Origin of the sequence: Microbacterium sp. NPDC058062, from assembly GCF_042885375.1 — a bacterium.
Classification (GTDB): Bacteria; Actinomycetota; Actinomycetes; order Actinomycetales; family Microbacteriaceae; genus Microbacterium; species Microbacterium trichothecenolyticum_C.
On sequence record NZ_JBHVSC010000003.1, the window covers coordinates 525920 to 549842 of the forward strand.

The following is a 23923-nucleotide window of genomic DNA, read 5'->3' on the forward strand; positions in this document are numbered from 1 at the left end:
CATCCCTGAGCCCAGGCGAGACAGAGACGGGTCCCCCGTGAGCACGCAGGACTTCCAGCGCAACCGCGACAACTTCTGCTACCGGCATCCCGACCGGCAGAGCTTCGTGCTGTGCCAGCGGTGCCTGCGCACGATCTGCCCGGAGTGCCAGACGCAGGGCGCCGTCGGGGTCATCTGCCCGGAGTGCCTGCGCGATCAGCAGAAGGCGCAGTCGCCGGCGCAGAAGAAGGCCGAACGGCGGTGGTCGCGCCCTCGTGCGATGTCGGCCTCGTCCGGCCGGCCCATCGTGACTTACTCGATCATCGCGATCACGGCCTTCGTCTATCTCCTCACGCTCATCCCCGGCGTCGGCGGCGCCATCCAGGACGCGCTGTACTACTGGGCACCGCTGCTCTACCCCGAGTTCCGGGGCACCTCCCAGCCCTGGCGTCTGCTCACCGTCGCTCTGGTGCATTCGGGCATCTGGCATGTGGGACTCAACATGCTCGCCCTGTGGATGATCGGACGCAGCCTCGAGCCGCTCCTCGGCCGCTGGCGCTTCCTCACGCTCTACCTCCTGAGCGCACTCGGCGGCTCGGTCGCCGTCACACTCCTGTCGTTCACGACGCCCGTGGTCGGGGCATCCGGAGCCATCTTCGGCCTCTTCGGCGCGCTCCTCGTCATCGGCCGGCACATCGGCGCGAACATCGCCGGCATCGCGCTCGTGCTCGGAATCAACCTCGTGATCGGGTTCATTCCCGGATTCAATGTGTCGTGGCAGGCGCACGTCGGCGGGCTCGTCGTCGGTCTGCTCGTGGCATTCATCTACACGCGCACGCGCGCCGTACGCCAGCGCGGGCTGCAGATCGGGCTGCTCGTCGCCGTCGGCGCGGGACTCGTGGCGCTCCTGTTCGTGCCGGTCTTCTTCCCGGCGATCGTGATCCTCTGAACAGAGTTATCCACAGGTCCATCCACACCCTGGGGAGAATCACACCGGTGTAATTCACAGGTGTTAACAGACTTGTTAACAACTCCGGATCGGTCGGATCCGCAGCATCCGGACATGGAAAAACCCCGGTCGTCGTAGACCGGGGTTTCTCTTTCGAAGTGTCGCTTATCGCCAGCGCGTCGTCATCAGGAAGCCGATGAAGGCGATGCCGAAGCCGATGACGAGGTTCCATGCCCCGATGTCGGGGATCGGGAACGCCATGCCGCTCAAGTAGAAGACGAGGATCCACACCAGACCGATGAGCATCAGTCCGATCATGATCGGCTTGAACCACACCGGGTTGGGTGCGGCTTCGCCTTCTGCGCGCTCGACGAGCGAGTCGTCGTCTTTGCCGGGTCGTGCCATGCACAAGAGTCTAACTGCCAGCCACGCCACAGCCCGCCCTGATTAGAATCCACCTGTGGATGACGTGCTGCCCGGCCCGAGGCGAGCTGCCCGCGGGGTCCGAACCCCGCGCCGGCGCACGTCGGTCGTCGGCGTCATCGGCGAGGTCCTCATCACCGCCGGCATCATCGTGCTCCTCTATGTCGTGTGGCAGCTCTGGGTGGGCGATCTCATCTACGGCGCCGAGCGCAACGCCGAGGGCACCGAGCTGTCGCAGGAGTGGCAGGCGCAGTTCGACGAGCAGAACTCCGAGGCCGCGCCCGCGCCGACCGACGCGGGCACCGACCCCGACGCCGTGCCCGTCACCGCCCCTCCGCCCGTGCTGGCCGAGCCCGCAGACGGCCAGACTTTCGCGATCATGCGGATCCCGCGCTTCGGTGCGGACTACGCCGTGCAGATGGCGGGCGGCGTGACACGCGCCCGCACCCTCGACCCCATCGGGATCGGCCACTACCCCGGCACCAAGATGCCGGGCGAGGCGGGCAACTTCGCCCTCGCCGCACACCGCACCACATGGGGCAAGCCCTTCAACCGCATCGCCGATCTGCACGTCGGCGACGCGATCGTCGTCGAGACGCAGGAGGGCTGGTACACCTACCGGTTCCGTACGCTCGAGTATGTGAAGCCCAACGCGGTCGAGGTGCTCCTGCCCGTGCCGCAGCAGATGGACGTCCCCGCAGGCACCGCCTACATCACGCTGACCAGCTGCAGTCCGATGTACGCGATGACCGAGCGCATCGTGGCGTACGGCGTGTTCGAGTCGTTCACCCCCCGCTCGGCCGGCGAGCCCACCTCCCTCCAGGCGGTGGCCTGATGTACGCGGGTCTGTGGCGGATCCTCCCCGGCCCGTGGTGGGTGCGGGTCCTCATCCTGCTCGTGCTGATCGCCGCGGTGCTGTACGGACTCCTCTTCTACGCCTTCCCCTGGGTCAGTCAGTTCGTGAACCCGCAGGAGGTCACGGTCACCCTGCCCGCGGCGTCGACTCCCACGTCGCTGTCGTCGTGACCGACCGCTCCCCGTCGGCGCCGATCCTCGTCGTCGACAACCACGACAGCTTCGTGCACACCCTGATCGGGTACCTTCACGAGCTCGGCGCCGACACCGACCTCGTCGAGGCGGACGCCCTCACCGATCCGTCACGCGACGTCGCAGGCCGGCCGGGTGTCCTCGTCTCCCCCGGCCCCGGCACGCCCGCCGACGCCGGCGCGTCGATCGAGGTGGTCCGCGCGGCAGCGGCGGGCGGCATCCCTCTCCTCGGTGTCTGCCTCGGTCATCAGGCGATCGGCGAGGCGTACGGAGCCACGGTCGATCACGCGCCCGAGCTCATGCACGGCATGACCTCGCTCGTGCACCACGACGGCTCGCTCCTGTACACCGGGCTGCCCGACCCGTTCACAGCCACGCGCTACCACTCCCTCGCGATCGTGCCCGAGACGCTCCCCGACGACCTCGTCGTCACGAGTCGCACCGCGAGCGGGGTGATCATGGGCGTCGCCCACCGGACCGCGCCGATCCTCGGGGTGCAGTTCCACCCCGAGAGCGTGCTGACCGAGGGCGGCTATCGCCTGCTCGGCAACTGGCTCGCCTCGATCGGATACACGGATGCCGCGGCCCGCGGCGCTGCGCTGAGCCCGAGGCGCTGAAGCCCGGGGTCGCGAGCCCTGCGGGTCAGGCGCCCGTGCAGTAGGTCAGGGTGATCTCGGAGTGGACCGGGACATCCCCGGGCGTGAGGGACTGCGACGACACGGTCGGCGGGGTGGAGCCCGCGCAGCTCGCGTCCTCCGCCGGGATCACCGTGAGGCCGAGGTTCTCGAGCTCACGAGTCGCCGCATCGACGGTGTAGCCGCGCACGTCGTTGATGGCCACGCGGCCCGAGGCGACGACGAGGTTCACCATCGTGCCGGTGGGCACGCTGGCTCCGTCGACGGGGTTGCTCGAGATCACCGTGCCGGCCGCGAGATCCTTGTCGTTCTGCTGCGTGACGGTGCCCAGCTGCAGCCCGGCGCCGGTGATGGCCGAGGTCGCCGCATCCTGTCCGAGGCCGGTGAGCGTCGGAACGGTCGACATCTGCTGCCCGGTCGACACATAGACCTTCACCTGCTGATCGGGCGTGACGGAGGTCCCCGCCTCGGGATCGGTGCGGATGACGTTGCCCGCCGCGACGTCGGTGCTCTCCTCGTCCACGCGGATCGCGCGGAGGTCCGACTCGGCGAGAGTGTCGTTCGCGCGCTCGTAGGTCATGCCCGACACGTCCGGCACCTCGCGCACGTTGCCCGGGAGGTCGTCGCGCGGCTGGATCGTGAGCACCCAGAACAGCAGGGAGATGAGCAGTACGGCGAGCAGCGCCACGCCCGCCCAGATCCACGCCACCGGCGGACCGGCCTGCGTGCGCTTCATCGTGGTGTCGGTGCTGAGCTGGCGGAGCGACCGCGCGGTCTCGGCGGCCTGCCGCGGATTGGGCCCGTACAGCTCGCTCGTGAGGGCGCCCACCTGGCGCTTGGAGGGCTGCCGGCCGTCGACCGTCGCGTCGAGTGCCTCGCGGAAGCCCGCGGCGTCCTGGTAGCGCTGGAACGGGTCCTTCGCGAGGGCGCGCAGGGCGACGGTGTCCAGTGCCCGGGGCACCGTGTCGTTGACCTCGGACGGCGGCACCGGCGCCTCGCTGACGTGCTGGTACGCCACCGCGACGGGCGACTCGCCGCGGAACGGCTGACGCCCGGTGAGGAGTTCGTACAGCACCACGCCCGTCGAGTACACGTCGGCGCGGGCGTCGACCGGCTCGCCCTTGGCCTGCTCGGGCGAGAAGTAGGCGGCGGTGCCGAGGATCTGCGTCGTCTCGGCGACCGTCGACGACGAGTCCGACACCGCGCGCGCGATGCCGAAGTCCATCACCTTCACCTGGCCGGCGTCGGTGACCATGACGTTGCCCGGCTTGATGTCGCGGTGCACGACACCGGCGCGGTGCGAGTATTCGAGGGCCTCGAGGATCCCGTCGACGTAGCGCACGGCATCCGTCACCGGAACCGGGCCCGCGGAGATGATCTCCTTGAGGAGCCGGCCCTTGACGAGCTCCATGACGATGAAGGGCACCGGACGCACGGTGCCGTCGGGAGCCGTCAGGGAGTCCTCGCCGGCGTCGTAGACGCGCACGATCGTCGGATGGGCCATGCGCGAGGCAGCCTGCGCCTCGAGGCGGAACCGCGTGCGGAACGCGTTGTCGTCGGCGAGCTCGCGGTCGAGGATCTTGATCGCGACCTCGCGGCCGAGCGTGAGGTCGTAGCCGCGATAGACGCTCGCCATGCCACCCCGGCCGATCGGCTCATCGATGCGATAGCGCCCCGAAAGCACGCGCGGCTCAGCTGTCACGGTCACTCCCTGCCTGGAACATCAGCCACACTAGCCGAGCCCGAGCGGGTCGCACGTGCCGTACGACCCGCTCGGAGGACTCACTCAGCCAAGCTCACGGCGTGGGCGTCGGGATCGGAGCCGCGGCCTCGATCAGGACGGTCGCCTCGCCGGAAGCGCCCGACGTGCGGTTTCCGGCCGTGCCGCCGCTGCAGGTGACGGTGTACGTAACGATCACGGTCTGACCGGCCGTGTCGCCCGCGGTCACGGTCGCGTTGCGCGCGTTCTGCGGGAAGTTCGGGCCGTTGGCGATGGTGCCGTTCTGCACCGTGAAGGTGTACGAGCTCACCGAGCCGGTGCCGGACGGGCAGGCGTAGCCGTCCCACATCACGGTCAGGGTGCCGCCGGGCTCGACCGTCGCCGGCGATCCCTGGAACGACGGGGTGGAGGGCGCCGGCATCGGGGTCTGCCCGGCGTATGCCGTCAGCTCGATGATCGTGCCCTTCGGAACGTTGCCCGTCGGCGAGACGCTGTAGATCTTGCCCACGCTGCCCTCGTCGGGCGCGGCGTTGCCCTCTTGGCAGCTCGCGCCGAGTCCGATCGCGTCGAGCGCGGCCGATGCGGTGGCGCAGTCCTGCCCGACGTAGTCGTCAGCGACGACGTTCGCCGTGGTGGGCGTCGGTGTCGGCGTGTCGGTCGGCGTCGCAGAGGGCGACGCGGACGTCTTCGTCGGGTCGGGCTCGGGTTCGTTGCCGGAGTTCGCGACCACGGCCCAGATCGTCCCGATCAGCACGAGCAGCAGCAGCGCGATGAGCGCGATCAGCGGCCACGTCCACGGGCTGCGCTTCTTCTTCTCGGTCGTCTCCTCGACCGGCTCCTCGCCCGGCGCGGGCATGAGGCGCGTGGCCGCGGAGGTGTCGGAGCCGGAGGCGAGCAGCTGCGTGGCGGCGTCGCCTGCGGCCGCGGCGCCCGCGATCGCCGGGACGGCCGCGGCGGCGGCCGCGACATCACCGCGGCGGAGAGCCGTGGCGGCGCGCGCGACGGCGGCAGCCGAAGCAGGGCGCTCTTCGGGCTTCTTGGCGATCATCGCCATGACGAGGTTCTGCACCGGGACGGCGACCGTCGCGGGCAGCGCGGGCGGCTGCTCGTTGATCTGTGCCATCGCGATCGCGACCTGCGACTCGCCCGTGAACGGGCGCTTGCCTGCGAGGCACTCGTACGCGACGATGCCGAGCGAGTAGATGTCGGTGGCCGGTGAAGCCGGGTGGCCCGACGCCTGCTCGGGCGACAGGTACTGGACCGTGCCCATGACCTGGCCCGTGGCGGTCAGCGGCACCTGGTCGGCGATGCGCGCGATGCCGAAGTCGGTGATCTTCACGCGCCCGTCGGGCGTGATGAGGAGGTTCCCGGGCTTGATGTCGCGGTGCACGAGGCCCGCAGCGTGCGCGGCCTGCAGTGCGGCGGACGTCTGGGCCACGATGTCGAGCGTCTTGTCGGTCGACAGGGAGCCGTCGCGCTCGAGGATCGTCGACAGCGCTTCGCCGGGGACGAGCTCCATCACGAGGAAGGCGCTGCCGTTCTCCTCGCCGTAGTCGAACACGCTGGCGATGCCCTCGTGGTTGACGAGCGCCGCGTGGCGGGCCTCGGCGCGGAAGCGCTCCAGGAAGCCCGGATCCCCCATGTACTCGTCTTTGAGGATCTTGATGGCGACAGTTCGTCCGATGACGTGGTCTGTCGCCTCCCACACCTCGCCCATGCCGCCGATCGCTATGCGCGAATCGAGTTCGTATCGGCCGCCGAAGGTCACGCCCTGCGTCGGTCTCATCGTCCCAGCACCGCCTCCATGACCTTCTTCGCGATAGGAGCGGCGATGGTATTGCCGCTGCCCGATTGTCCTTGCCTGCCGCCGTCTTCGACGACCACGGCGACGGCGACCTCGGGGTTGTCGGCGGGTGCGAACCCGGTGAACCAGAGCGTGTACGGCTCATCGCCCGTGTTCTCCGCGGTACCCGTCTTTCCGGCCACGTCGACCCCGTCTATTCTTGCACCCGACGCAGCACCGTCACTGACATTGGCGACCATCATCGCCACCAGCTCGTCCGCCAGTCCCGTGTCGAGGGCACGCCCGAATTCACTGTCGTCGAAGGTCTTCTGAACGGACAGATCCGGGCCGATCACACGATCCACCATGCGCGGGTTCATCACGATCCCGCCGTTCGCGATGCCGGCCGACACCATCGCCATCTGAAGCGGCGTCGCCGTGACCTGACCCTGGCCGAAGCCGCTCAGCGCGGTCTGCGCGTCGTCCTGGATCGTGCGCGGGTAGCCCGAGGGCGTGGAGATGAGCGGCAGCTCGAACGACAGGTTGAAGCCGTACTTCTCTGCCTCTTCGCGGATCGCGGTGTCGCCGAGCTCGACGGCGAGCTCCGCGAACGGGATGTTGCAGCTCAGCCGCAGCGCGTCGGCGAGGGTGACGGTGTCGCCGCCGCCGCACGTGCCGCCGCTCGCGTTGTGCACCACGCTCGACGACTGCGGCAGCTGGTAGGTCGCGGGGTTCGGGAGCGTCGACGCGGGCGTGTAGTCGCCCGAGGCGAGCGCCGCGGAGGCGACGACGAGCTTGAAGGTCGATCCCGGCGGGTTGAGGTCGCCCGCGATCGCGCGGTTCGACAGCGGCTTGCCGGGGTCGGCGACCAACGCGTCGTACGCGGCGTTCACCTCGCCGGTGGCGTGCGAGGCCAGCACGTTCGTGTCGTAGCTGGGGCTGGTCACCATCGCCAGGATGCGGCCCGTCGACGGCTCGATCGCGATGACGCCGCCCTGCAGGTCGCCCAGCGCCTCGTAGGCCGCGCGCTGCACGTCGGCGTCGAGCGACAGCACGACGTTCGAGCCGCGCGGCGGCTGCCCGGTGAAGATGCGCTCCACGCGCGACAGGAACTGCGATCCCGCCGTGCCGCTGAGCTCCTGGTTCATCGCCTGCTCGATGCCGGTCGCCGAGTTCAGGGCGGGATTGATGTAGCCGGTGACCGGCGCCCACATGTCGGCATCCGTGTACACGCGCTGCCAGCTGTAGAGGTCGCCGGACGGCACCGACGACGCGATGGCCGAACCGCTCGCGATGATGGATCCGCGCTGGACCTCGTACGAGTCGTAGAGCGCCCGGCGGTTCGCGGGGTTCGCGGCGAGCTCGTCGGTCTGGATCACCTGGATCCAGCTCGTCGACCCGAACAGCGCGAGGAACATGATCAGCATCAGGATGCTGAGCCGGCGGAGTTCTTTGGTCATCTAGCCGATCACCACCCTCGGCCGGCTGCGGACGGCATCCGAGATGCGCAGCAGCAGGGCGACGATGATCCAGTTCGCCACGAGCGACGAGCCACCGGCCGCGAGGAACGGTGTCGTGAGGCCGGTGAGCGGGATGAGGCGTGTGACACCGCCGACCATGATGAAGACCTGCAGCGCGATCGTGAACGAGAGGCCGGTCGCGAGGAGCTTGCCGAAGTCGTCCTGCCCGGCGAGGCCGATGCGGATGCCGCGGCTCGTGAACACCATGTACAGGCACAGGATCGCGAAGACGCCGATGAGCCCGAGCTCCTCGCCCAGTGCCGGGAGGATGTAGTCGCTCTCCGCGACGGGCGTGAGGTACGGCCGTCCCTGGCCGAGCCCGGTGCCGAGCAGCCCGCCGTTCGCCATGCCGAAGATGCCGTTGACGAGCTGGTAGCTCGAGTTGTCCATCAACTCCGGGTTGAACGCGTCGAGCCAGTTGTTGAAACGCGCGCCGACGTACGGCAGGATCCGCGACGCGAGGAAAGCGCCCGACACCGCGAGCACGACGCCGATGAGCACCCAGCTGGTCTTGCCCGTGGCGACGTAGAGCATCGCGACGAACATGCCGAAGATGAGCACACCGGTTCCGAGGTCGCGCTGCAGCACGATGATGCCGAGCGACACGAGCCAGATCACGAGCAGCGGGCCGAGCTCGCGGGCGCGCGGCCAGGTCATGCCGAGGAAGCGCGTGCCCGTCGAGGTCAGGCTCTCGCGCGTGCGGACGAGATAGCCCGCGAAGAAGATGCCGAGTGCGATCTTCGCGAGCTCGCCCGGCTGGAACGTGAAGAAGCCGAAGTCGACCCACACGTCGGCGTTGCCGCCGCCGCTGAGGCCCGGGATCACGGGCAGGATCAGCAGCACGATGCCGACGAACCCGAAGATGTACGTGTAGCGGAACAGCACGCGGTAGTTCTTGAGGAACATCACCACGAGGATCGCCGCGACCAGCGCGATCGCCGCCCAGGCGAGCTGCCGCGTCGAGAACGCGTCCCACCCGTGGCGGTCCCAGTACAGGTCGAGCCGGTAGATCATCGCGAGACCGAGCCCGGTGAGAAGCGTCGCGATCGGGACCACGAACGGATCGGCGGCGCGGGCGCGCAGGCGCAGCAGGATGTGCAGCGCGATGACCAGGGCGGTGAGCCCGCCGCAGTAGACGAGGAACGTCCAGTCGATCACGCCCTCGGAGCCGAGCTGCACGAGCGCGATCGCCGAGCCGTTGATCGCGAACGCGAAGATCAGCAGCGCCAGCTCGCGGTTGCGCTGCGTCTGCGGGACCCGGATGCGGCGCAGCGCCCGCACCACAGCGGTGTCGGTCGAGACCGCGTCGGTCGGCGTGCCTGTGGAGGCGCTCATCCGCCGCCTCCCGCCAGGTCGCTGATTCCCGACACGATCTGCCGCGCGTGCGACAGGGAGTTCGCCGAGATGGTCTGCTCCACCGTCGCACGGGCGAAGTCCGAGAGCGAATCGAGCGGGATCCCGGTGTCTTCGTACGGGGTCGACAGCGAGATCGGCCCGATGCTCTGCTGCACGCCCTGGTAGATGACGACGGTGTCCTCGTCGGCGCCGACGTAATACCGGGTCTGCGTCCACTGGTAGCCGATCCACGCGGCTCCGGCGATGATCACGAGCACGAGGGCGACGCCGGCGATCCAGCCGACGCGGCGGCGACGTGCCCGGCGACGGTCCTCCTCGATGAGCTCTTCGAGGAACTCCGGGGCCGGCTCGAAGTGGGTCGGCTCGTTCGCCGCCTGGCGGTTCGGGTGCAGCCAGCTCGAACGCCGCGGCGCGGCTGCGGGCACCTCGACGCCGACCGGGTTGGACGCGGAGCCCACGATGGTAGGTGTTCCCGAGAAGAGGGGATGCTGCCCGCCGACGTCGACGATGACGATCGTGACGTTGTCGGGGGCGCCGCCGTCCAGCGCCTGCTTCAGCAGGTTGTCGGCCGTGCGGCCCGGGGCGAGACCCAGCCCGAGAGCCTTGGACGTGTGAGGGTCGTCGACCACGCCCGACAGGCCGTCCGAGCACAGCAGCCAGCGGTCGCCCGGCTGCGTCGGCATGATGAACGTGTCGAGCTCGGGATCGGTGTCCATGTCGCCGAGCACGCGCATGAGGACCGAGCGGCGGGGGTGGTAACGCGCCTCTTCGGGCGTGATGCGGCCCGAGTCGACGAGGCGCTGCACGAAGGTGTGGTCCGTGGTGATCTGCGTGAGGGCGCCGTCGCGGTACAGGTAGATGCGCGAGTCGCCGATGTGGGCGATCACGGCGTAGTCGTCCACCATGATCAGCGCGCTGACCGTGGTGCCCATGCCGGCCAGCTCCGGCCGGACGCCGACCGTGTCGACGAGGTCGACCGCGGCATCCGAGATCGCGTCGCGCAGCGCCCGCTCCGCCTCGGAAGTCGAGTCGAACGGGCGGTCGAGACCCTCCAGACGCGAGATCGCGAGGCTCGACGCGACGTCGCCGCCGGCGTGTCCGCCCATGCCGTCGGCCACGACGAACAGGTTGGAGCCGGCGTACCCGGAGTCCTGGTTGTTGGAGCGCACCTTGCCGGTGTGCGAGATCGCGGCGCTCGAGCCCTGGAAGACCATGTGCGAGGGGTCCGCCCGCTACTTCCGCAGCTCGAACGTCGTCGCGCCGACCTTGATCGGGGCGCCGAGGTTCACGGGGACCGGGGCGGTCACACGGGCACCGTCGTGCCACGTGCCGTTCGTCGAGTCGAGATCCTGGATCATCCACTGGTCGCCCCACAGCACCAGGCGTGCGTGGTGGCTCGATGTGTAGTCGTCGCGCACGACGAGTCCCGACTCGCTCGAGCGGCCGATCGTGAGCGGCTCGTTCCCCAGCGGGAGCTCGAGCCCGGTCTTCGGTCCGCTCGTGATGACGATGCGCGACGCGGTGGCGGTCGTGGCAGGTCCGCCGGGCTTGGCCACCGGAGCGGGCGCCGCCGGAGCGACGGGCGCGGTGACGGACGACGCGGCGGCAGCCGACGCCACGGGCGCGGCCGCTGCGGCGGCGGCAGCATCCGGCATCCGCCTCACCTTCACGCCGAACAGGTCGGCGCGCAGCGAGTAGACGACGGCGAAGACGAACGCCCACAGCAGCACCAGGAACCCGATGCGCAGCAGCAGCAGGGTGAGCTCGCTCATGCCAGCGGGCCCCTCTCCTGCGCGTCGAACGCCCGCGTGGCATCGTCGACGGATGCTGCGGGCCGCGGCGCGCTCGCCTGCGCGACGACGCGGAACACGATGTCGGTGCGGCCGATGCGCACGGTCGCGTCGGGCGGGAGCGCCGCCTCGGTCACCTTGCGGCCGTCGAGCATCGTGCCGTTGGTCGAGCCCAGGTCGCGCACCATGGCGCGCTCGCCGTCCCACAGGATCTCGACGTGCTTGCGGCTGGTGCCCGAGTCGGCGACCGTGATGTCGGCGTCGCTGCCGCGGCCGATGACCGTGCGCGACTTCGTCAAGGGGATGCGACGGCCTTCGACGTCGACGACGCCGCGCCACGAGACACGGCCGCCCTGCGCCGTCGACGACTCGACGCGGAGGGTGCCGGTCGACATCTCCTCGTCGCGGCGGATCGCGATCGTCACCGGACCGGCGAACGAGTACCCCTGCGCCTTGGCGTGCGCGTGGACGAGCGTGTCGAGCTCGTGCAGGAGCGCATCGCCGAGCGCCGAGATGCGGTCGTCGTCGGCGGGCGACAGGCGCACCGTGAACGTGTTCGGCGCGAGGATGCGGTCGCGGCTGACGACCGCCGCCTTCTTGTCGAGTTCGCTGCGCAGGGCCGATGCGATCTCGACAGGCTGAATGCCGCTGCGGAAGGTCTTGGCGAACGCGCTGTTGACTGCGCGCTCCAGACCTTTCTCGAAGCTGTCAAGTAGTCCCACGGAGCTCCTCTTGAGGGGGGTGCCGGTTGCTACATGCTAATTGCACAGGCTGTACCCGTGATGGATCGCACTCCCGACCAGGTGAGTTCGGAAGGGGCCGCGACGCATGATATCCTCGGGAAGTTGAGTTTCGCGGGATCTCCGGATCCCACGGCTCGCGCGAGTGGCGGAATAGGCAGACGCGCTGGCTTCAGGTGCCAGTGCCCGAAAGGGCGTGGGGGTTCAACTCCCCCCTCGCGCACAGCGCAGAAGAGGACTCCCGAGAGGGGGTCCTCTTCTTTTTCGCCCACACCTCCCTGGCGCTACGCGCCGTCGAGGGCCGGGGGCAGTGCGAAGACGATCTCCTCGATCTCGCGGCCGACGCCCGGGGCGAAGTCGACGTTGCGCGACACCTCGGTGAAGCCGACCTTCGTGAGCACGGCGATGGAGGCGGCATTGTGGGCGGCCACGCGGGCGAACAGCGGCCGAATCGGCTCGCGCGAGATCAGGTGGCGCAGCGCCGCGGTCGCGACGCCCCGGCCCCAGGCGTGGCGGGCGATCCAATAGGTGACCTCGCGGTCGCCGTCGATGGTGAAGGATGCCGCGGTCCCGGCGAATCCGCCGTTCTCGGTGACCACGAAGGAGAGGACGTCGGCCATCCCACGCTGCCGTTCGATCCACGCGTCGAAGGCCGCGCGGTCGTCCGGATCCTCCGCGGTGAATGCGGCCATCGCGATCGCCTCACGGTCGCGCATCATCTCGAAGACGGCGTCGAGGTCGTCGTCGTCCAGGGGTCGCAGATCGATGTGGTTCACGCGCTTCACGGTAGCCGCGGCATCCGTCACCGAGGAAGGGCGGGTGTCAGTTCAGGCCGTGGATGCTGCGGAGCAGGGATTCGGCGCGATCGGCCTCGCGACAGGCGAACGCCTCGCGGAACTCCTCGTAGGCGGCGGTGCGGCCGATCGGGCACTCGATGAACGGCCGCCAGCCCACCATGTCGCGCCGGATGGCGAACTCGTACTCGCGGACGAACTGCAGGAGCGCGAAGTTCCCGCTCGCACGTGTGACGACGGAGAAGAACGCGTGACTTGCCAGCCCGAGGGCCTCCGGGTCGTTGGCGCGCGACGCGGCGATGACGTCGTCCAGGCGCTCCAGCGCGAGCCCGAGGGCGTCGGCGTCGGCGCGCGCCGACGCCATGCGCACGGCCAGGCCCATGTTGAAGGCGACGAGCTCAACGGTGTCGTTCTGCTGGTTGGGGTGCGACACCCGCGTGTAGCGGTGGGGCGACACCTCGACCAGGCCGGCCCGCTCCAGTCGCTGCAGTGCTTCGCGCACCGGAGTGCGCGAGACGCCGAGCCATTCCGCCAGCTCCTGGTCGCGCAGACGCTCGCCGGGGGCGAGCCGCCCGTCGAGGATCGCCTCCCCCAGGCGCGCGTAAACCTCGTCTCCGAGGACGGCGCGGCTCGGCTCGAGCGGGACGAAGGGGGCACTCATGAGTGGCACCAGTGTACGCCGGAGGATTCACGTGCATAGACCCGCTTGAGCGCGCCTTGAGGAGGCCGCCGAGGGGGCCGTGGGACCCCATCGGAACATGCGGAAACGCTGAGGAAACCGGCCTCGCTCTTGCACTGATATATCGGTACGATGTTCCCTGTCCACGTTACGACGTGGCCTATCCGGGGGGATCCGTCGACGCCCGGGCTTTCGAGCCAAGCTCAGCCCGGGCGGACGATGGTCCCTGCCTCGTCAACAGACGCTGTGCAACATTTGTGTCACCTTCGCAACTGGGTCTCGCCGCGCGCCCGCCTCTTCACTACGTTGGATTGCAATCGCCGCAATCGCGACGAGATCAACGAAGAACGGCAAGTAATGAGCACGCAGGGCACCGTCAAGTGGTTCAACTCGGAAAAGGGATTCGGCTTCATCGCTCCCGATGAGGGTGGCGCAGACGTCTTCGCGCACTACAGCGCAATCGAGTCGAGCGGCTACCGCTCCCTCGAGGAGAACCAGCGCGTCGAGTTCGAGATCGCGCAGGGACCCAAGGGCCTCCAGGCCGAGAACATCCGCCCGATCTGATCGGCGGACCGATCGCTTCACGCGGTCGAAGCCGCGGTATCCCACTGGTGGGTGCCGCGGCTTCGTCGCGCGCGTGTGCGCCGGTCGAGCATCACTCCCGGTCGCCGCGCACGAGCTCGAGCCCGGCTCCGGCGAACTGACGCAGCGTCGCGTCGGGCAGGAACGCCCGTGTGAGGGCGCCGCCGATGCGCGTGAGGTCGCTCTCGTCGCGGAACAGCAGGTACATGGTCTCGTACCGCGGGTGGAACTTCTCCTTGAAGCGGTGCAGCGACCGGAACCCGTACACCGGCTCGAGGGCGTCGGCGAGTCTGTCGCTGAGCGCCGCGATCATGCCGGCGTCCGGCGGATAGTCGTGGGCGAGCGGCGCGCCCGAGAGTGACATGATCTCGGCGCCCTCGTCGGAGAACAGCCTCGCCGACGAGCCGATCAGGTACTCCATCACCGGGCCGAAGCCGCCGTCGCGCCGCCGCATCAGGTCCAGGGTCCATCCCCGGACCACACCGTCTGGGCCGTGGACCGGCAGCCACGACAGGAACCCGTCGACGTCGCCGTTCGGCGCGAGCGCCAGGGCGAGGCGCACCTCCGGGTCCTCCGCCTCGACGAGCGTGCCGAGCGTGAACCCCATCTCGGGGAGGCCCTTGTCGCCCACCCACATCTCCGAGATCGCCCGCAGCTGCTGCTGCACGCCCCACGACTCCTCCTTGAGGTGGGTCATGCGGAACGTCATCTCCTCGCGCCCCGCCCGGTTGAGCGACGAGCGCACCGAGTTCCACCGTTTGCCGGTGAACTCGAGGCCGGGAAGGTCCACGATCGTGTCGTCGGCCACGACCAGGCTGCGCCACGAGGCCGGCACGGCGGCCCGCGTGGCCTCGTCGGCGCTGAAGAAGCACGGGACCAGCCCCGCCCGCTCGGCATCGTGGATGAACTCCTCGACGGCTGCCGCGCGCGACGCGTCCGGACCGATCGGGTCCGCGAGGGCCAGCGCCACGCCCGCGCGCCGCTGGTACGCGACGATGCTGTCGGCGGTGCGGGCGTAGGTGTTCCCCTCCCAGGTCGTCATCCACGAGAGCGTGCCGCCACCGTGGGCGTGCAGCATCCGTTTCACGTCCTCGACAGCCGGGGAAGGCTGCAGGCCGATGCGCGACCGGCGCCGGGCCCGGAACGCCCGCCGCACCCGGATCAGGTAGATGAGCATGAGCAGCCACATCGCGCCGCTGGCCAGCGACAACTCGGTCTCACCGTCGATCGTCGCCTCGACCTGGGCCTCGGAGGCGATGATGATGGCGACCCCGACGAGGACTGCGGTCAGGATGTTGAAGCCGGCGAGGATGACCGCGAGGACCCACGACCACCGTCGCCCGCGTCGCAGGCCGTTGGCGATGATCAGGATGATCACGACGTCGATCGCGAAGTCCCAGAAGCCGCCCGAGGCGGGTTCCGTGGAGCCGAGGGGGCCGTCGGTCGGCACGAGGATCGTGATGACCTCGACGGCGCCGAGCACCAGCACCGCGATGAAGGCGATGAGGCGCTGCTCGCGCATCGTGGTGCGCTGGACGCGCAGCGACCGGTCGACGAACAGCACGAGCAGTACGGCGAGCAGGTGCTCGAGGTCGGCGAGGGTGCCCCAGAAGAGCATCGCCACGAACACATACCCGAGCAGCACCAGCCATGCGCGCACGCGCCAGGGGCTCCGCAGGAGCCCGACGGCCGCGGCGATGCAGGCGAACGTGCCGCCCGACGGCCCGACGTCCAGCGCCGCGGCCTGGGTCTGCGCCCAGTCCCACGACGCGACCAGCGAGCATCCCCACAGCACGAGGGCGGTCGCGAAGATCGCGAACAGCTGGCCGACCCAGTAGTAGGCGAGGGCCACGCGCCAGCCGCGCCGGAACTCGAGGTACGCCATGCCGACGAAGCTCGCGATCGTGAACGGGTAGACCCACGGCGCATTGACGAAGAAGGTGCCGGTGAAGGGCGTCCACCATCGGCCGGCCTCGAGCGCGGGCAGTCCGTAGGCGACGGCGTCGAAGACATCGGAGTCCTCGAACGGCTGCCACAGTCCCTGCCACACGACACCGGTCACCAGGACCAGCGCGATCATCGTGAGTGTCGCCGGAATCCGCCCCACCCCGGCGAGCACGCGGTTCGGTCTCTGAGTCGCCCCGTCGCTCATGCGTTCAGGGTAGCGGGGGGTCTTCCCGCTGTCGCTTATCCGAGCGCGCCGGCCTGGCGGGCGAAGTCGGCCAGGGCCTTCGCGTCCTCGGCGTCGCGCATCGCGCGGCGGGCGGCGTCGAGTGCGGCCACGGGGTCCTGCGCCTGGCGGGCCTGGGCGAGTTCGCGCTGGGCCGACAGCAGTCGCGAGCGCGCATCGGCACCGGCACGCGAACGGGACACGGATGCCTCGGCCTGCGCGAGTGCGCCGCGCGCCGCGGCGAGGGTGCCCGGGAGGGCCGTGCGCGCGCCGCGCAGGCGCTGCTGCGAGGTGCGGGCGTCGCCGAGGGCGAGGTCGAGCCGGCTGCGCAGGCGCGCGATGGCGTCCACCGTGCGCGTGGGGTGGCGGGCAGCATCCGTCTCGATGCGGTTGAGCTCGGCGTCGATGGCGTGGAGTTCCGCGCCCAGCCGCGCGGCGTCGGGCGCATCGAGGTGCTCGCGCGTGACGGAGGCCTGGCGCAGCGCGGTGCGCGCCGACGCGATCTCGTCGGGCACGGCCAGGGCCGCCTGCAGCACGAGGCGGTGGGTCTCCTCGAGATTGCGGGCGTCCGCCTCCGCCTGGCGGAGGGCCCGTTCGGCGGCGGCGAGATCGGGGAGGGCGCTCAGCGACGGGTCGGCGGCGCGGGTGGCGGCGGCGTCGAGGTGGCGCTCGGCGGCGGTCACCTCGGAGAGCGCGGCGTGCGCCGAGCGCGAGGCATCCCGCCACTCGTCCTCGGCGAAGCGGGATGACAGCTCGGCGACGAGCGCGGCCGGATCGCCCATCGACGCGTGGAGTTCGGCGAGGCGGCGGCGGGCGGCGGCGATCTGCCCGGCCGCGGACACGTTCGCCGTGACCCACGCGCCGTGCTCCTTGCGGGCGGCGGCGACGATCGCCAGCGCCTCGCCCGTGCGGCGCTCGATGCGCGCGGAGACCCGCTGCACCTCGTGGGGGGCGACGGCGGGATCGCTGATCGCGCGGTACTCCTCGAAGGCGTCGTCCCGGACGTGCTGCGCCGTGAGGCGTGCCCGCCGCAGCGAGGCGGGGGCGTCTCCGCCGTAGAGGGCGCCGGAGAGGCCGACCTCGAGGTCGAGCTCGCCGACCTCGTCGTCGAGCTTCACGAGCGTCGCGCCCGCCTTGGCTCGCTCCCGCTCGGCGGCGGCGCGGGCTCGCGGGGAGCGACGCGCGCGGCGCACGGCCCACACGACGACGGCGACGGCGATCGCCGTCACGCCGAACACGACCAGGGCGGGCACGAGCCACCCCAGGATCGCGGCGGCGAGCTCAGGCATCGGCGACGCCGGCGGTCGCGGCCGCACCCTCGTCGGCGTGCTCGCCGAACAGCAGGAGCGCACGGAGCTGGTCGACGTCGTCGACGACCGCCTGCGCGCCCTCGGACTCGTGCGGCCAACTGAAGCCCCACCGCACGAAGATCACCGGCACGCCCTGGGCCGCGCCGCCGTCGACGTCGTGGTGCCGATCGCCGACGAGCACGGGACGACTCGTGTCGACGCCCGCGGCGGCGAGGCGTCGCAGCGCTTCGGCGACGATGTCGGACTTCGCGCTGAGCGTCTTCTCGTCCGGCGTCGCACCGACGATCGCGGTGAGCGAGGTCGACAGGTCGAAGTGGTCCATGAGGGCGACGACCTGCACCTCGGGCTTCGAACTGGCGGTCGCCTGCGGGATGCCGGCGGCCGCGACATCCGTGATCAGCTCACCCACTCCGGGGAAGAGCTTGGCGCCCGTCGTGTACCCGTCCGCCTTGCCGAGCGTGCGGTAGAAGGCGACGGCCTCGGCCGACTGCTCGGGCGTCATGCCGACGTTCACCTGGAACGACTCGTACATCGGCGGGCCGATCCAGTGCACGAGCTCGGCGCGGGTCGGCGGACGCTTGCCGAAGTGCTCGAGGGCGATCGTGAGGCGACGGAGGATGCCGTCGGACGCGTCGACGATCGTTCCGTCGACGTCCCACAGCACACAGGTCCACGGCGATCGGGTCGGCATAGGGACCAGCCTATGCGGAGGCGGCCCTCCGCTCCGAGACGGAGCGGTGCACGCGGGCGAGGCGCGCCATCATGCGCCGCAGATCCTCGATCTCGGCGGGGGACCAGTCGGCGAGGAGAGTCCTCATGTTGGACTCGGCCGTCGACATGATGCGCTCGCCGATGCGGCGGCCTTCGTCGGTGAGCGCGACGAGCACTCCGCGGTCGTCATCGGGCGCCGCAACGCGCACCACCAGGCCCGCGCCCACGAGGCGGCCGACGATCTTGCTCATGTTCGTCGCGGTCTGCCCGAGCGCCAGCGACAGGTCGACGGGTCGCATCGCGCCGTTGTACGAGAGCTGGTTGACGACGAGGAACATGCCCATGTCGTCCACCGGGAACGCGACCCGCGACATGACGTCGCGGCGCACCCCGGTGCTGTCGGCCCAGTGCACGATCGAGGCGAGCGACAGCCGGAGGTCGAGCGGGTCGGGCGCGATGACCGGGGTCAAGTCCGCCGAGGCGCCGGTGTCGACGTCACCTCTGGCCATCGCCTGCTCGTTCCTCTCGCTCGGTTCCGGTCGTCACTCCTCGCGCACCAGCCGCACCGGGCCGAGGAGTCCGTACTCGCGCACGACCGCGTGCTGCATGCGCTCTTCGCCGGTCAACTGCGCCCCGATGTCGGGGATGCGCTCATAGTATCCACGGGCGCGAAGCCGGTTGTTCAGCGAACTCGAGACGCGGACGGTGACCGCGTTGTCACCGGGACGGATGCTGCCGCTGACGTCGACGACCGGGTGCGCGGTGTCGAACCCGCGCTCGGGGCCGTCGCCGACCCGCACGGACCCGAGCCCGCCGCCGGTCGAGCCGAGATCGAGGAGGTATCGCACGCCGTCCGCGACCTCGGGGACGGCGAGGACGGCGGTGTACTCGCCGACGCCGGAGACATCGGGACCGACGGCCGCGATCTCCGACCACGGCGCGAGCTCGATGCCGCCGGCGTCGAGCCGCGTCACGGCGGTCGTCGGGCGCACCTCGCGCGACACGTAGCCGAGCCCGCGGTCCTCCTCGAGCACCTCGGGCTCGCCGGCGTCCCAGCTCTCGACGACCAGTCGCCACGCGTCGGCCCGGGCGACCTCGGTGACGGCCGGCGCGGGCGAGTCCGCAGCATCCGTCGTCGTGTCCAACACCACGATCGCGACCTCGCCGGGGGCGAGCGTGAGCTCGACCAGGGTGCGGTCGTCATCGCGCTGCGCGCCGCGGTGCGGACGCAGCTCGCCGATCCAGGCGTCGAGGCGGTGCACCGCTCCCATGCCCTCGAGCGCGATGCGCACCGTGGTGGGCTCGGTCGTCTCGTAGAGGAAGTGGTACGCGTACAGGACCACGAGGCCGTCGTCCTCCCGCAGGTGGGTGAGCACGTGCGGATCGTCGGTCTCGAAGCGCGCGCGGCCGCCCGCGCCGAGCTCGTCCAGGGCGGTCACGACGCCGGACGGCGCGGCGACGCGGACCCCCGGCATCCGTCGCAGCTCCCCCATGATCGCGGCGAGCTCGTCGTCGCGTCCGTCCAGACCGGGGGTGCGCGCCGCCGCGATCTCGTGGGTGTTGTGACGCCCCTCCATCAGTGACTGCACCTCGCGGGCCCCGTCGACGACCACCATCCGCAGGCCGCGGCGCGCCCACTCGAGCAGGCGGGCGGCGACGTCGGCGTCGAGGGTCTCCTGGTACACGACGAGGGCGCGATAGCCGGGGCCGGAAGGCTGCACCTCGTCGCCGTCGAACGAGACGTCGTCGCGGAGGAGCAGGGACCCGTCGAAGAACTCGTAGGTGATGCCGGCGTCCTGCATGCCGAGGTCCTGCCACCAGAAGTTGTCGCGGTCGCGCATCCACATCGTGCCGTACGCGACCTCGTCGGGGATGCGCTCGCCGCCCTCGCCGGTCAGCGAGAGCCCGACGAGGTTGTCGGTGAAGTGGTCGGTGCGAAGGATGCCGACGTCGATGCGCGGCCGGCCGCGCCGGAGCGCGTACTGCAGCCGGCCGATGGCGGCGGTCCAGAGGGGGTAGAACTCGGAGCCCGGCTGGCGCGTGTCGAAGCGCTCGGAGAACATCGGCCACATGCCCTCGTGCCCCGGCCACTCGGTCACACCTTCGGCGCCGGCAGGGCTGGCCCACCCGTGCAGCACGGTCTTGGTGATGCCGGCGGCGAGCTGGGTCGCGATGATCTGGTCGTAGAACCGGTGGTCGAGCATGTGGTTGCGGGTGGTGGCACCCGTCTCGGACGAGTACTGCTTGCCGAACAGGTGCGCGGGGCCGGCGAGCAGCCGGTACGCGTCGATCTGCGCGCCGAACTCCAGCGACTCCGTCTCGATGCCGTCGACCTCGGGGCCGGGGCGGGTCAGCTCGAACGGCAGCCCGTAGCTGATCTCGGCGCGCAGGGTCATGCCCACGCCGTGCAGGAACTCCGCGAACGGCCGCAGCATGTTCTCGATGTACAGGTCGGTGAAGGTGACGACGAGGTCGTGGCGCACCTTGTCGACCGTGACGCGGTCGGCGTCGTCGGCGGGCTGGTGGTGGTAGACCGTCGAGACCGCCATGAACGGCACGTCGCGCGTGAGGAACGGCAGCCACGGCACCACGTCGTAGCCGCGGCGGGCGCGGAACTCGTCGACGACGGTGTGACCCCAGAACAGGCCGCCGGCGCCGAACGTCGACAGCTCCAGCGAGTCCATGTACATCTGCGCGCGAGGGTTCTGCGCGATCTGCGCCCGCAGCTCGGGAGTCAGCACGACCTCGTCCCAGTACGCGATGACGGCGTCGACGCCGTCGCGGTCGATGTAGTTGACGGTGTAGTTGACGGATGCCGAGGGCTCCGCGGTCTGACCGGTCCCGTGCAGCCAGTAGGAGAAGAGGCGCCAGTCGCCGTCGCCGTCCGGTGCCGTCCACTCCAGCGTGTCGTCGGTGACGGATGCCGTCAGCTCGGTGAGCGACGAGGCATCCAGCACCCCCGCATCGGCGTCGACCACGCGGGCCGCGACGACGGCGACGAGGTGCTGGTCGCGGATCGTGCCGCGCTCACCGGGAAGGTGGCGGGCGGCGGCGGGTGCCGCGAGGTCGATCCGGGGGAGCGGACCGGAGCGGCGCTCGCCGGGAGCGAGCGTCTCGGACGCCACGTCGAGCTCCTGCGCGGCGGCGCGGTCGTCGGGCGTGATCGTCGGGAGGTTGGCGTTGGACCAGTTGGTGCCCGACGTGAAGCTCACCGACATGCCGCGGCGGGTGGTCTCCTCGACCACGACCTGCGAGTCGTGCACCCACTCCTCGGAGCCCCAGCCGTAGCGCGCGTGGTCGATCGCGCCCTCGTCCATGGCGAGGAACTCCATGCCGCCGAAGCCGAGGCGATGAGCGTCGTCGATCTCGCGGCGCAGCGTCGCGTCGCTGTGCAGGCCCTCGGCGAGCCACCAACGCAGCTCGGGGCGGAATTCGATGGCAGGTTCGGCGATCTCACGCCGGAAGTCGTCGAGCGTCATTGCTGCAGCATCCGTTCGGGTAAAGAACTGTCTCCGCGACAGTATGTACCGTCCACAGGACACAACACAACCCTCTCACCGGGAGTGAGGGGGCGCCAGGCGCCGAGCGGGGGAGCGTCAGAAGAGGCGGGGGGCGCCGGACTCGATGCCCTTCATGCCCTCGTAATCGAGGGTGACGCAACGGATGCCGCGGTCCGCGGCCAGCACCTTGGCCTGGGGTTTGATCTCCTGGGCGGCGAAGACGCCGGTCACCGGGGCGAGGTGCGGGTCGCGGCCGAGCAGTTCGAGGTAGCGCGTGAGCTGCTCGACGCCGTCGATGTCGCCGCGGCGCTTGACCTCGACGGCGATCGTGCCGCCTTCGGGGTCGCGCAGCAGGAGGTCCACCGGGCCGATCGCGGTCGGGAACTCGCGGCGCACGAGCGTCAGGTTCTCGCCGATGACGTCGACCTGCTCGGCCAGGAGGCGCTGCAGGTCGGCCTCGACGCCGTCCTTCTGAAGGCCCGGGTCGATGCCGAGCTCGTGCGACGAGTCGTGGATGACCTCGTAGATGCGCACGAGCAGCGCGTCACCGGTCTTCGCGTGCGTCACGCGCCAGTGCTCGAGCACGCCGGCGGACGCCGACTCCTCGTCGGGCACCTCGACGTCCAGCCGGCACGGCGGGCTCATCCAGTTGAGCGGCTTGTACGAGCCGCCGTCGGAGTGCACCAGCAGCGAGCCGTCGCCCTTGTGCACCAGCAGGCGCGTGGCGAGGGGGAGGTGGGCGTTGAGCCGCCCGGTGTAGTCGACGGAGCAGCGGGCGATGACAAGACGCACCCGAAGAGCCTAGCCGCCCGCGTCAGCTTGCCCGCAGGCTCGTCGGATAGCCTTTGCCCTCGTTGCCTGCGCCTCGCCGCGCGGCCCTGAGACCCCGGCCCCCCACGCCACCCCTTTCGTCCGGAGAAGAACCGATGAACTCACGTCTGCCCGACGCGACCGTCCACATCCTGTCCAGCACCGTCGCCGAGCTCCATGTCGGCAGCGACGTGGCCGAGGTCGTCGCCCCCGACAGCCTTGCGCTGCGCGACCGTGTGGTCGAGGAGATCCGTCAGCTCGCGGCATCCGCCGGCGAGCCGGCGCACGCGACCCTCGTCGAGGGCTCGTCGCGCTGGCCGCTCGTGGTCCACCCGGACGGCTCGTACGACGAGGCGCTGGAGGAAGCGGCCGTCGAGGCGGCGCCCGCCCCGGCGCCCGCTCCCGTGCCGGTGGCGGCCCTTCCGGTCACGGCGCCGACGCCGGTGCCTGCCGTGCCGTCGCTCGCGCCGGTCGCGGAGGAGATCGCGCGACCGACCGTGCAGGATCTGCTCGACTCGCGCGGCGGCGGAGGGCGCCCCCGGGCGACGACCGGCTGGCAGGGCGCCGTGCGGCGCGCGACCGGCGGCCTGATCTCGCCGGCGCCGGGCCGTGTCGAGCGCTCGCGCCTCGACCGCGAGAAGCGCGTGCAGCGCCGGCTCGACGCCCCCCGCACGATCGTCGTGCTCAACCCCAAGGGCGGCGCGCACAAGACGACGAGCACCCTGCTGCTGGCGGCGACCTTCGGCACGCTGCGCGGCGGAGCGACGCTCGCATGGGACAACAACGAGACCCGCGGCACGCTCGGCTGGCGCGCGCAGCACGCACCGCATCACCGCACCGCCGTCGACCTCCTCGAGGACCTCGACGAGGCCTCGAACTTCCGCGGGTCCAGCCTCGCGGCGCTCGACCACTACGTCCGCACGCAGGTCGACGCCCGCTTCGACGTGCTCGCCTCGGACGAGGATGCCGCGGCCTCCTCGACGATCGACGCGGCGGCGTTCGACCGGCTCCACGCCCTGCTGCGCCGCTACTACCGCCTGATGATCGTCGACACCGGCAACAACATGCGCGCCTCGAACTGGGTCGCCGCCGTCGCCGCCGCGGACCAGCTCGTGATCGTCTCGACCGTGCGCGAGGACACCGCGGCCAGTGCCGCGTGGCTGCTGGACGGCCTGCGCGAGAAGGGCTTCGGCAGGAAGATCGACGAGGCGGTCACCGTGCTCACGGCCCCGTCCTCGCGCCCGGACCGCAAGCTCGAGTCCCGCCTGTCGCAGCACTTCGAGCAGGTGACGTCGGCGGTCGTGAACGCGCCGTTCGATCCGTCGCTCGTCGACGGCGGCCCGATCGACTTCGACGCGCTGTCGCCCGAGACCCGCGACGCGTGGCTCACGGTGGCTGCGACGGTGGCCGACCGGCTCTGACGCA

The 23923-nt window shown here is 70.6% G+C and carries 22 protein-coding genes and 1 tRNA gene; 7 read left to right on the top strand and 16 right to left on the bottom strand.

Features of this window, described 5'->3' with window-relative positions:
• Nucleotides 1-37 precede the first annotated feature (37 nt).
• Entirely contained in the window at nt 38-928 is an 891-nt protein-coding gene (locus ACFVSU_RS11520) for a rhomboid family intramembrane serine protease (protein ID WP_387142530.1), read from the top strand.
• A 165-nt stretch (nt 929-1093) separates the two neighbouring features.
• Here ACFVSU_RS11520 and ACFVSU_RS11525 read toward each other — a convergent pair whose 3' ends face one another.
• Nucleotides 1094-1333, bottom strand: coding sequence for a cell division protein CrgA (locus tag ACFVSU_RS11525; protein ID WP_045301992.1), 240 nt, complete (start codon nt 1331-1333; stop codon nt 1094-1096).
• Nucleotides 1334-1388: 55 nt separating this feature from the next.
• Here ACFVSU_RS11525 and ACFVSU_RS11530 point away from each other — a divergent pair, with 55 nt between their 5' ends.
• From ACFVSU_RS11530 to ACFVSU_RS11540, 3 genes are read left to right on the top strand one after another with little or no spacing between them, the layout of a single operon-like run.
• Entirely contained in the window at nt 1389-2186 is a 798-nt protein-coding gene (locus ACFVSU_RS11530; protein WP_387142534.1) for a class E sortase, read from the top strand.
• Complete coding sequence (locus ACFVSU_RS11535) at nt 2186-2377, top strand: hypothetical protein (RefSeq protein ID WP_387142537.1); 192 nt, start codon at nt 2186-2188, stop codon at nt 2375-2377. Before ACFVSU_RS11530 ends, ACFVSU_RS11535 begins: the two co-directional genes overlap by 1 nt.
• On the top strand, nt 2374-3015 hold the full coding sequence (locus ACFVSU_RS11540; RefSeq protein WP_387142540.1) for an anthranilate synthase component II: 642 nt from the start codon (nt 2374-2376) through the stop codon (nt 3013-3015). The genes ACFVSU_RS11535 and ACFVSU_RS11540 overlap by 4 nt, the downstream gene beginning before the upstream one ends.
• Nucleotides 3016-3040: 25 nt before the next feature.
• Here ACFVSU_RS11540 and pknB read toward each other — a convergent pair whose 3' ends face one another.
• The 7 genes from pknB to ACFVSU_RS11575 all read right to left on the bottom strand — a co-directional run bounded on the left by pknB (nt 3041) and on the right by ACFVSU_RS11575 (nt 11924).
• Nucleotides 3041-4735: a Stk1 family PASTA domain-containing Ser/Thr kinase gene (gene pknB, locus ACFVSU_RS11545; protein WP_387142543.1), complete on the bottom strand. Its 1695-nt coding sequence runs from the start codon at nt 4733-4735 to the stop codon at nt 3041-3043.
• 94 nt (nt 4736-4829) lie between these two features.
• The gene (locus ACFVSU_RS11550) at nt 4830-6539 is read right to left on the bottom strand and encodes a serine/threonine-protein kinase (RefSeq protein ID WP_387142545.1); all 1710 of its coding nucleotides are present in this window, start codon (nt 6537-6539) and stop codon (nt 4830-4832) included.
• On the bottom strand, nt 6536-7996 hold the full coding sequence (locus ACFVSU_RS11555) for a penicillin-binding transpeptidase domain-containing protein (protein ID WP_310286875.1): 1461 nt from the start codon (nt 7994-7996) through the stop codon (nt 6536-6538). The genes ACFVSU_RS11550 and ACFVSU_RS11555 overlap by 4 nt, the downstream gene beginning before the upstream one ends.
• Complete coding sequence (locus ACFVSU_RS11560; RefSeq protein WP_387142549.1) at nt 7997-9391, bottom strand: FtsW/RodA/SpoVE family cell cycle protein; 1395 nt, start codon at nt 9389-9391, stop codon at nt 7997-7999.
• The gene (locus ACFVSU_RS11565) at nt 9388-10626 is read right to left on the bottom strand and encodes a PP2C family protein-serine/threonine phosphatase (RefSeq protein WP_387142552.1); all 1239 of its coding nucleotides are present in this window, start codon (nt 10624-10626) and stop codon (nt 9388-9390) included. Before ACFVSU_RS11565 ends, ACFVSU_RS11560 begins: the two co-directional genes overlap by 4 nt.
• Nucleotides 10627-10644: 18 nt before the next feature.
• On the bottom strand, nt 10645-11184 hold the full coding sequence (locus ACFVSU_RS11570) for an FHA domain-containing protein (RefSeq protein WP_387142555.1): 540 nt from the start codon (nt 11182-11184) through the stop codon (nt 10645-10647).
• Nucleotides 11181-11924 (bottom strand): FhaA domain-containing protein, encoded by a 744-nt coding sequence (locus ACFVSU_RS11575; RefSeq protein ID WP_387142558.1) that lies wholly within the window; start codon nt 11922-11924, stop codon nt 11181-11183. Before ACFVSU_RS11575 ends, ACFVSU_RS11570 begins: the two co-directional genes overlap by 4 nt.
• 157 nt (nt 11925-12081) lie before the next feature.
• Between ACFVSU_RS11575 and ACFVSU_RS11580 the strand changes: the two genes are divergently transcribed.
• Nucleotides 12082-12165: transfer RNA gene (locus tag ACFVSU_RS11580), tRNA-Leu, on the top strand.
• 61 nt (nt 12166-12226) lie between these two features.
• Here the strand turns inward: ACFVSU_RS11580 and ACFVSU_RS11585 are convergent.
• Together ACFVSU_RS11585 and ACFVSU_RS11590 are read right to left on the bottom strand one after the other, a co-directional pair.
• Nucleotides 12227-12718: a GNAT family N-acetyltransferase gene (locus ACFVSU_RS11585; protein WP_387142561.1), complete on the bottom strand. Its 492-nt coding sequence runs from the start codon at nt 12716-12718 to the stop codon at nt 12227-12229.
• Between the two features lie 46 nt (nt 12719-12764).
• The gene (locus ACFVSU_RS11590) at nt 12765-13397 is read right to left on the bottom strand and encodes a GntR family transcriptional regulator (protein ID WP_387142564.1); all 633 of its coding nucleotides are present in this window, start codon (nt 13395-13397) and stop codon (nt 12765-12767) included.
• A gap of 375 nt (nt 13398-13772) precedes the next feature.
• Between ACFVSU_RS11590 and ACFVSU_RS11595 the strand changes: the two genes are divergently transcribed.
• Entirely contained in the window at nt 13773-13979 is a 207-nt protein-coding gene (locus tag ACFVSU_RS11595; RefSeq protein ID WP_137845695.1) for a cold-shock protein, read from the top strand.
• Between the two features lie 91 nt (nt 13980-14070).
• Here the strand turns inward: ACFVSU_RS11595 and ACFVSU_RS11600 are convergent, their stop codons facing one another.
• The 6 genes from ACFVSU_RS11600 to nucS all read right to left on the bottom strand — a co-directional run bounded on the left by ACFVSU_RS11600 (nt 14071) and on the right by nucS (nt 22480).
• Nucleotides 14071-16149, bottom strand: a complete 2079-nt coding sequence (locus ACFVSU_RS11600; protein WP_387142568.1) for a bifunctional lysylphosphatidylglycerol flippase/synthetase MprF — start codon at nt 16147-16149, stop codon at nt 14071-14073.
• Nucleotides 16150-16184: 35 nt separating this feature from the next.
• Nucleotides 16185-17456: a hypothetical protein gene (locus ACFVSU_RS11605; RefSeq protein ID WP_387142571.1), complete on the bottom strand. Its 1272-nt coding sequence runs from the start codon at nt 17454-17456 to the stop codon at nt 16185-16187.
• Complete coding sequence (locus ACFVSU_RS11610) at nt 17449-18168, bottom strand: HAD hydrolase-like protein (protein ID WP_387142574.1); 720 nt, start codon at nt 18166-18168, stop codon at nt 17449-17451. The genes ACFVSU_RS11605 and ACFVSU_RS11610 overlap by 8 nt, the downstream gene beginning before the upstream one ends.
• 10 nt (nt 18169-18178) lie before the next feature.
• Nucleotides 18179-18697 (bottom strand): MarR family winged helix-turn-helix transcriptional regulator, encoded by a 519-nt coding sequence (locus tag ACFVSU_RS11615; protein WP_387142577.1) that lies wholly within the window; start codon nt 18695-18697, stop codon nt 18179-18181.
• A gap of 33 nt (nt 18698-18730) precedes the next feature.
• Complete coding sequence (locus ACFVSU_RS11620) at nt 18731-21667, bottom strand: glycosyl hydrolase (RefSeq protein WP_387142580.1); 2937 nt, start codon at nt 21665-21667, stop codon at nt 18731-18733.
• Nucleotides 21668-21784: 117 nt separating this feature from the next.
• Nucleotides 21785-22480: an endonuclease NucS gene (nucS, locus tag ACFVSU_RS11625; RefSeq protein ID WP_045302045.1), complete on the bottom strand. Its 696-nt coding sequence runs from the start codon at nt 22478-22480 to the stop codon at nt 21785-21787.
• Between the two features lie 134 nt (nt 22481-22614).
• Here nucS and ACFVSU_RS11630 point away from each other — a divergent pair, with 134 nt between their 5' ends.
• Entirely contained in the window at nt 22615-23919 is a 1305-nt protein-coding gene (locus ACFVSU_RS11630) for a MinD/ParA family protein (RefSeq protein ID WP_387142584.1), read from the top strand.
• The last annotated feature ends 4 nt before the right edge of the window (nt 23920-23923 follow it).

Coding starts and splice junctions, on each gene's coding strand:
- ACFVSU_RS11555 (WP_310286875.1), bottom strand. CDS start 7,996: ATGACCAAAGAACTCCGCCGGCTCAGCATCCTGATGCTGATCATGTTC.
- ACFVSU_RS11560 (WP_387142549.1), bottom strand. CDS start 9,391: ATGAGCGCCTCCACAGGCACGCCGACCGACGCGGTCTCGACCGACACC.
- ACFVSU_RS11610 (WP_387142574.1), bottom strand. CDS start 18,168: ATGCCGACCCGATCGCCGTGGACCTGTGTGCTGTGGGACGTCGACGGA.
- ACFVSU_RS11550 (WP_387142545.1), bottom strand. CDS start 6,539: ATGAGACCGACGCAGGGCGTGACCTTCGGCGGCCGATACGAACTCGAT.
- ACFVSU_RS11535 (WP_387142537.1), top strand. CDS start 2,186: ATGTACGCGGGTCTGTGGCGGATCCTCCCCGGCCCGTGGTGGGTGCGG.
- ACFVSU_RS11590 (WP_387142564.1), bottom strand. CDS start 13,397: ATGAGTGCCCCCTTCGTCCCGCTCGAGCCGAGCCGCGCCGTCCTCGGA.
- ACFVSU_RS11600 (WP_387142568.1), bottom strand. CDS start 16,149: ATGAGCGACGGGGCGACTCAGAGACCGAACCGCGTGCTCGCCGGGGTG.
- ACFVSU_RS11595 (WP_137845695.1), top strand. CDS start 13,773: ATGAGCACGCAGGGCACCGTCAAGTGGTTCAACTCGGAAAAGGGATTC.
- ACFVSU_RS11630 (WP_387142584.1), top strand. CDS start 22,615: ATGAACTCACGTCTGCCCGACGCGACCGTCCACATCCTGTCCAGCACC.
- ACFVSU_RS11620 (WP_387142580.1), bottom strand. CDS start 21,667: ATGACGCTCGACGACTTCCGGCGTGAGATCGCCGAACCTGCCATCGAA.
- ACFVSU_RS11615 (WP_387142577.1), bottom strand. CDS start 18,697: ATGGCCAGAGGTGACGTCGACACCGGCGCCTCGGCGGACTTGACCCCG.
- ACFVSU_RS11565 (WP_387142552.1), bottom strand. CDS start 10,626: ATGGTCTTCCAGGGCTCGAGCGCCGCGATCTCGCACACCGGCAAGGTG.
- ACFVSU_RS11605 (WP_387142571.1), bottom strand. CDS start 17,456: ATGCCTGAGCTCGCCGCCGCGATCCTGGGGTGGCTCGTGCCCGCCCTG.
- ACFVSU_RS11525 (WP_045301992.1), bottom strand. CDS start 1,333: ATGGCACGACCCGGCAAAGACGACGACTCGCTCGTCGAGCGCGCAGAA.
- ACFVSU_RS11570 (WP_387142555.1), bottom strand. CDS start 11,184: ATGAGCGAGCTCACCCTGCTGCTGCTGCGCATCGGGTTCCTGGTGCTG.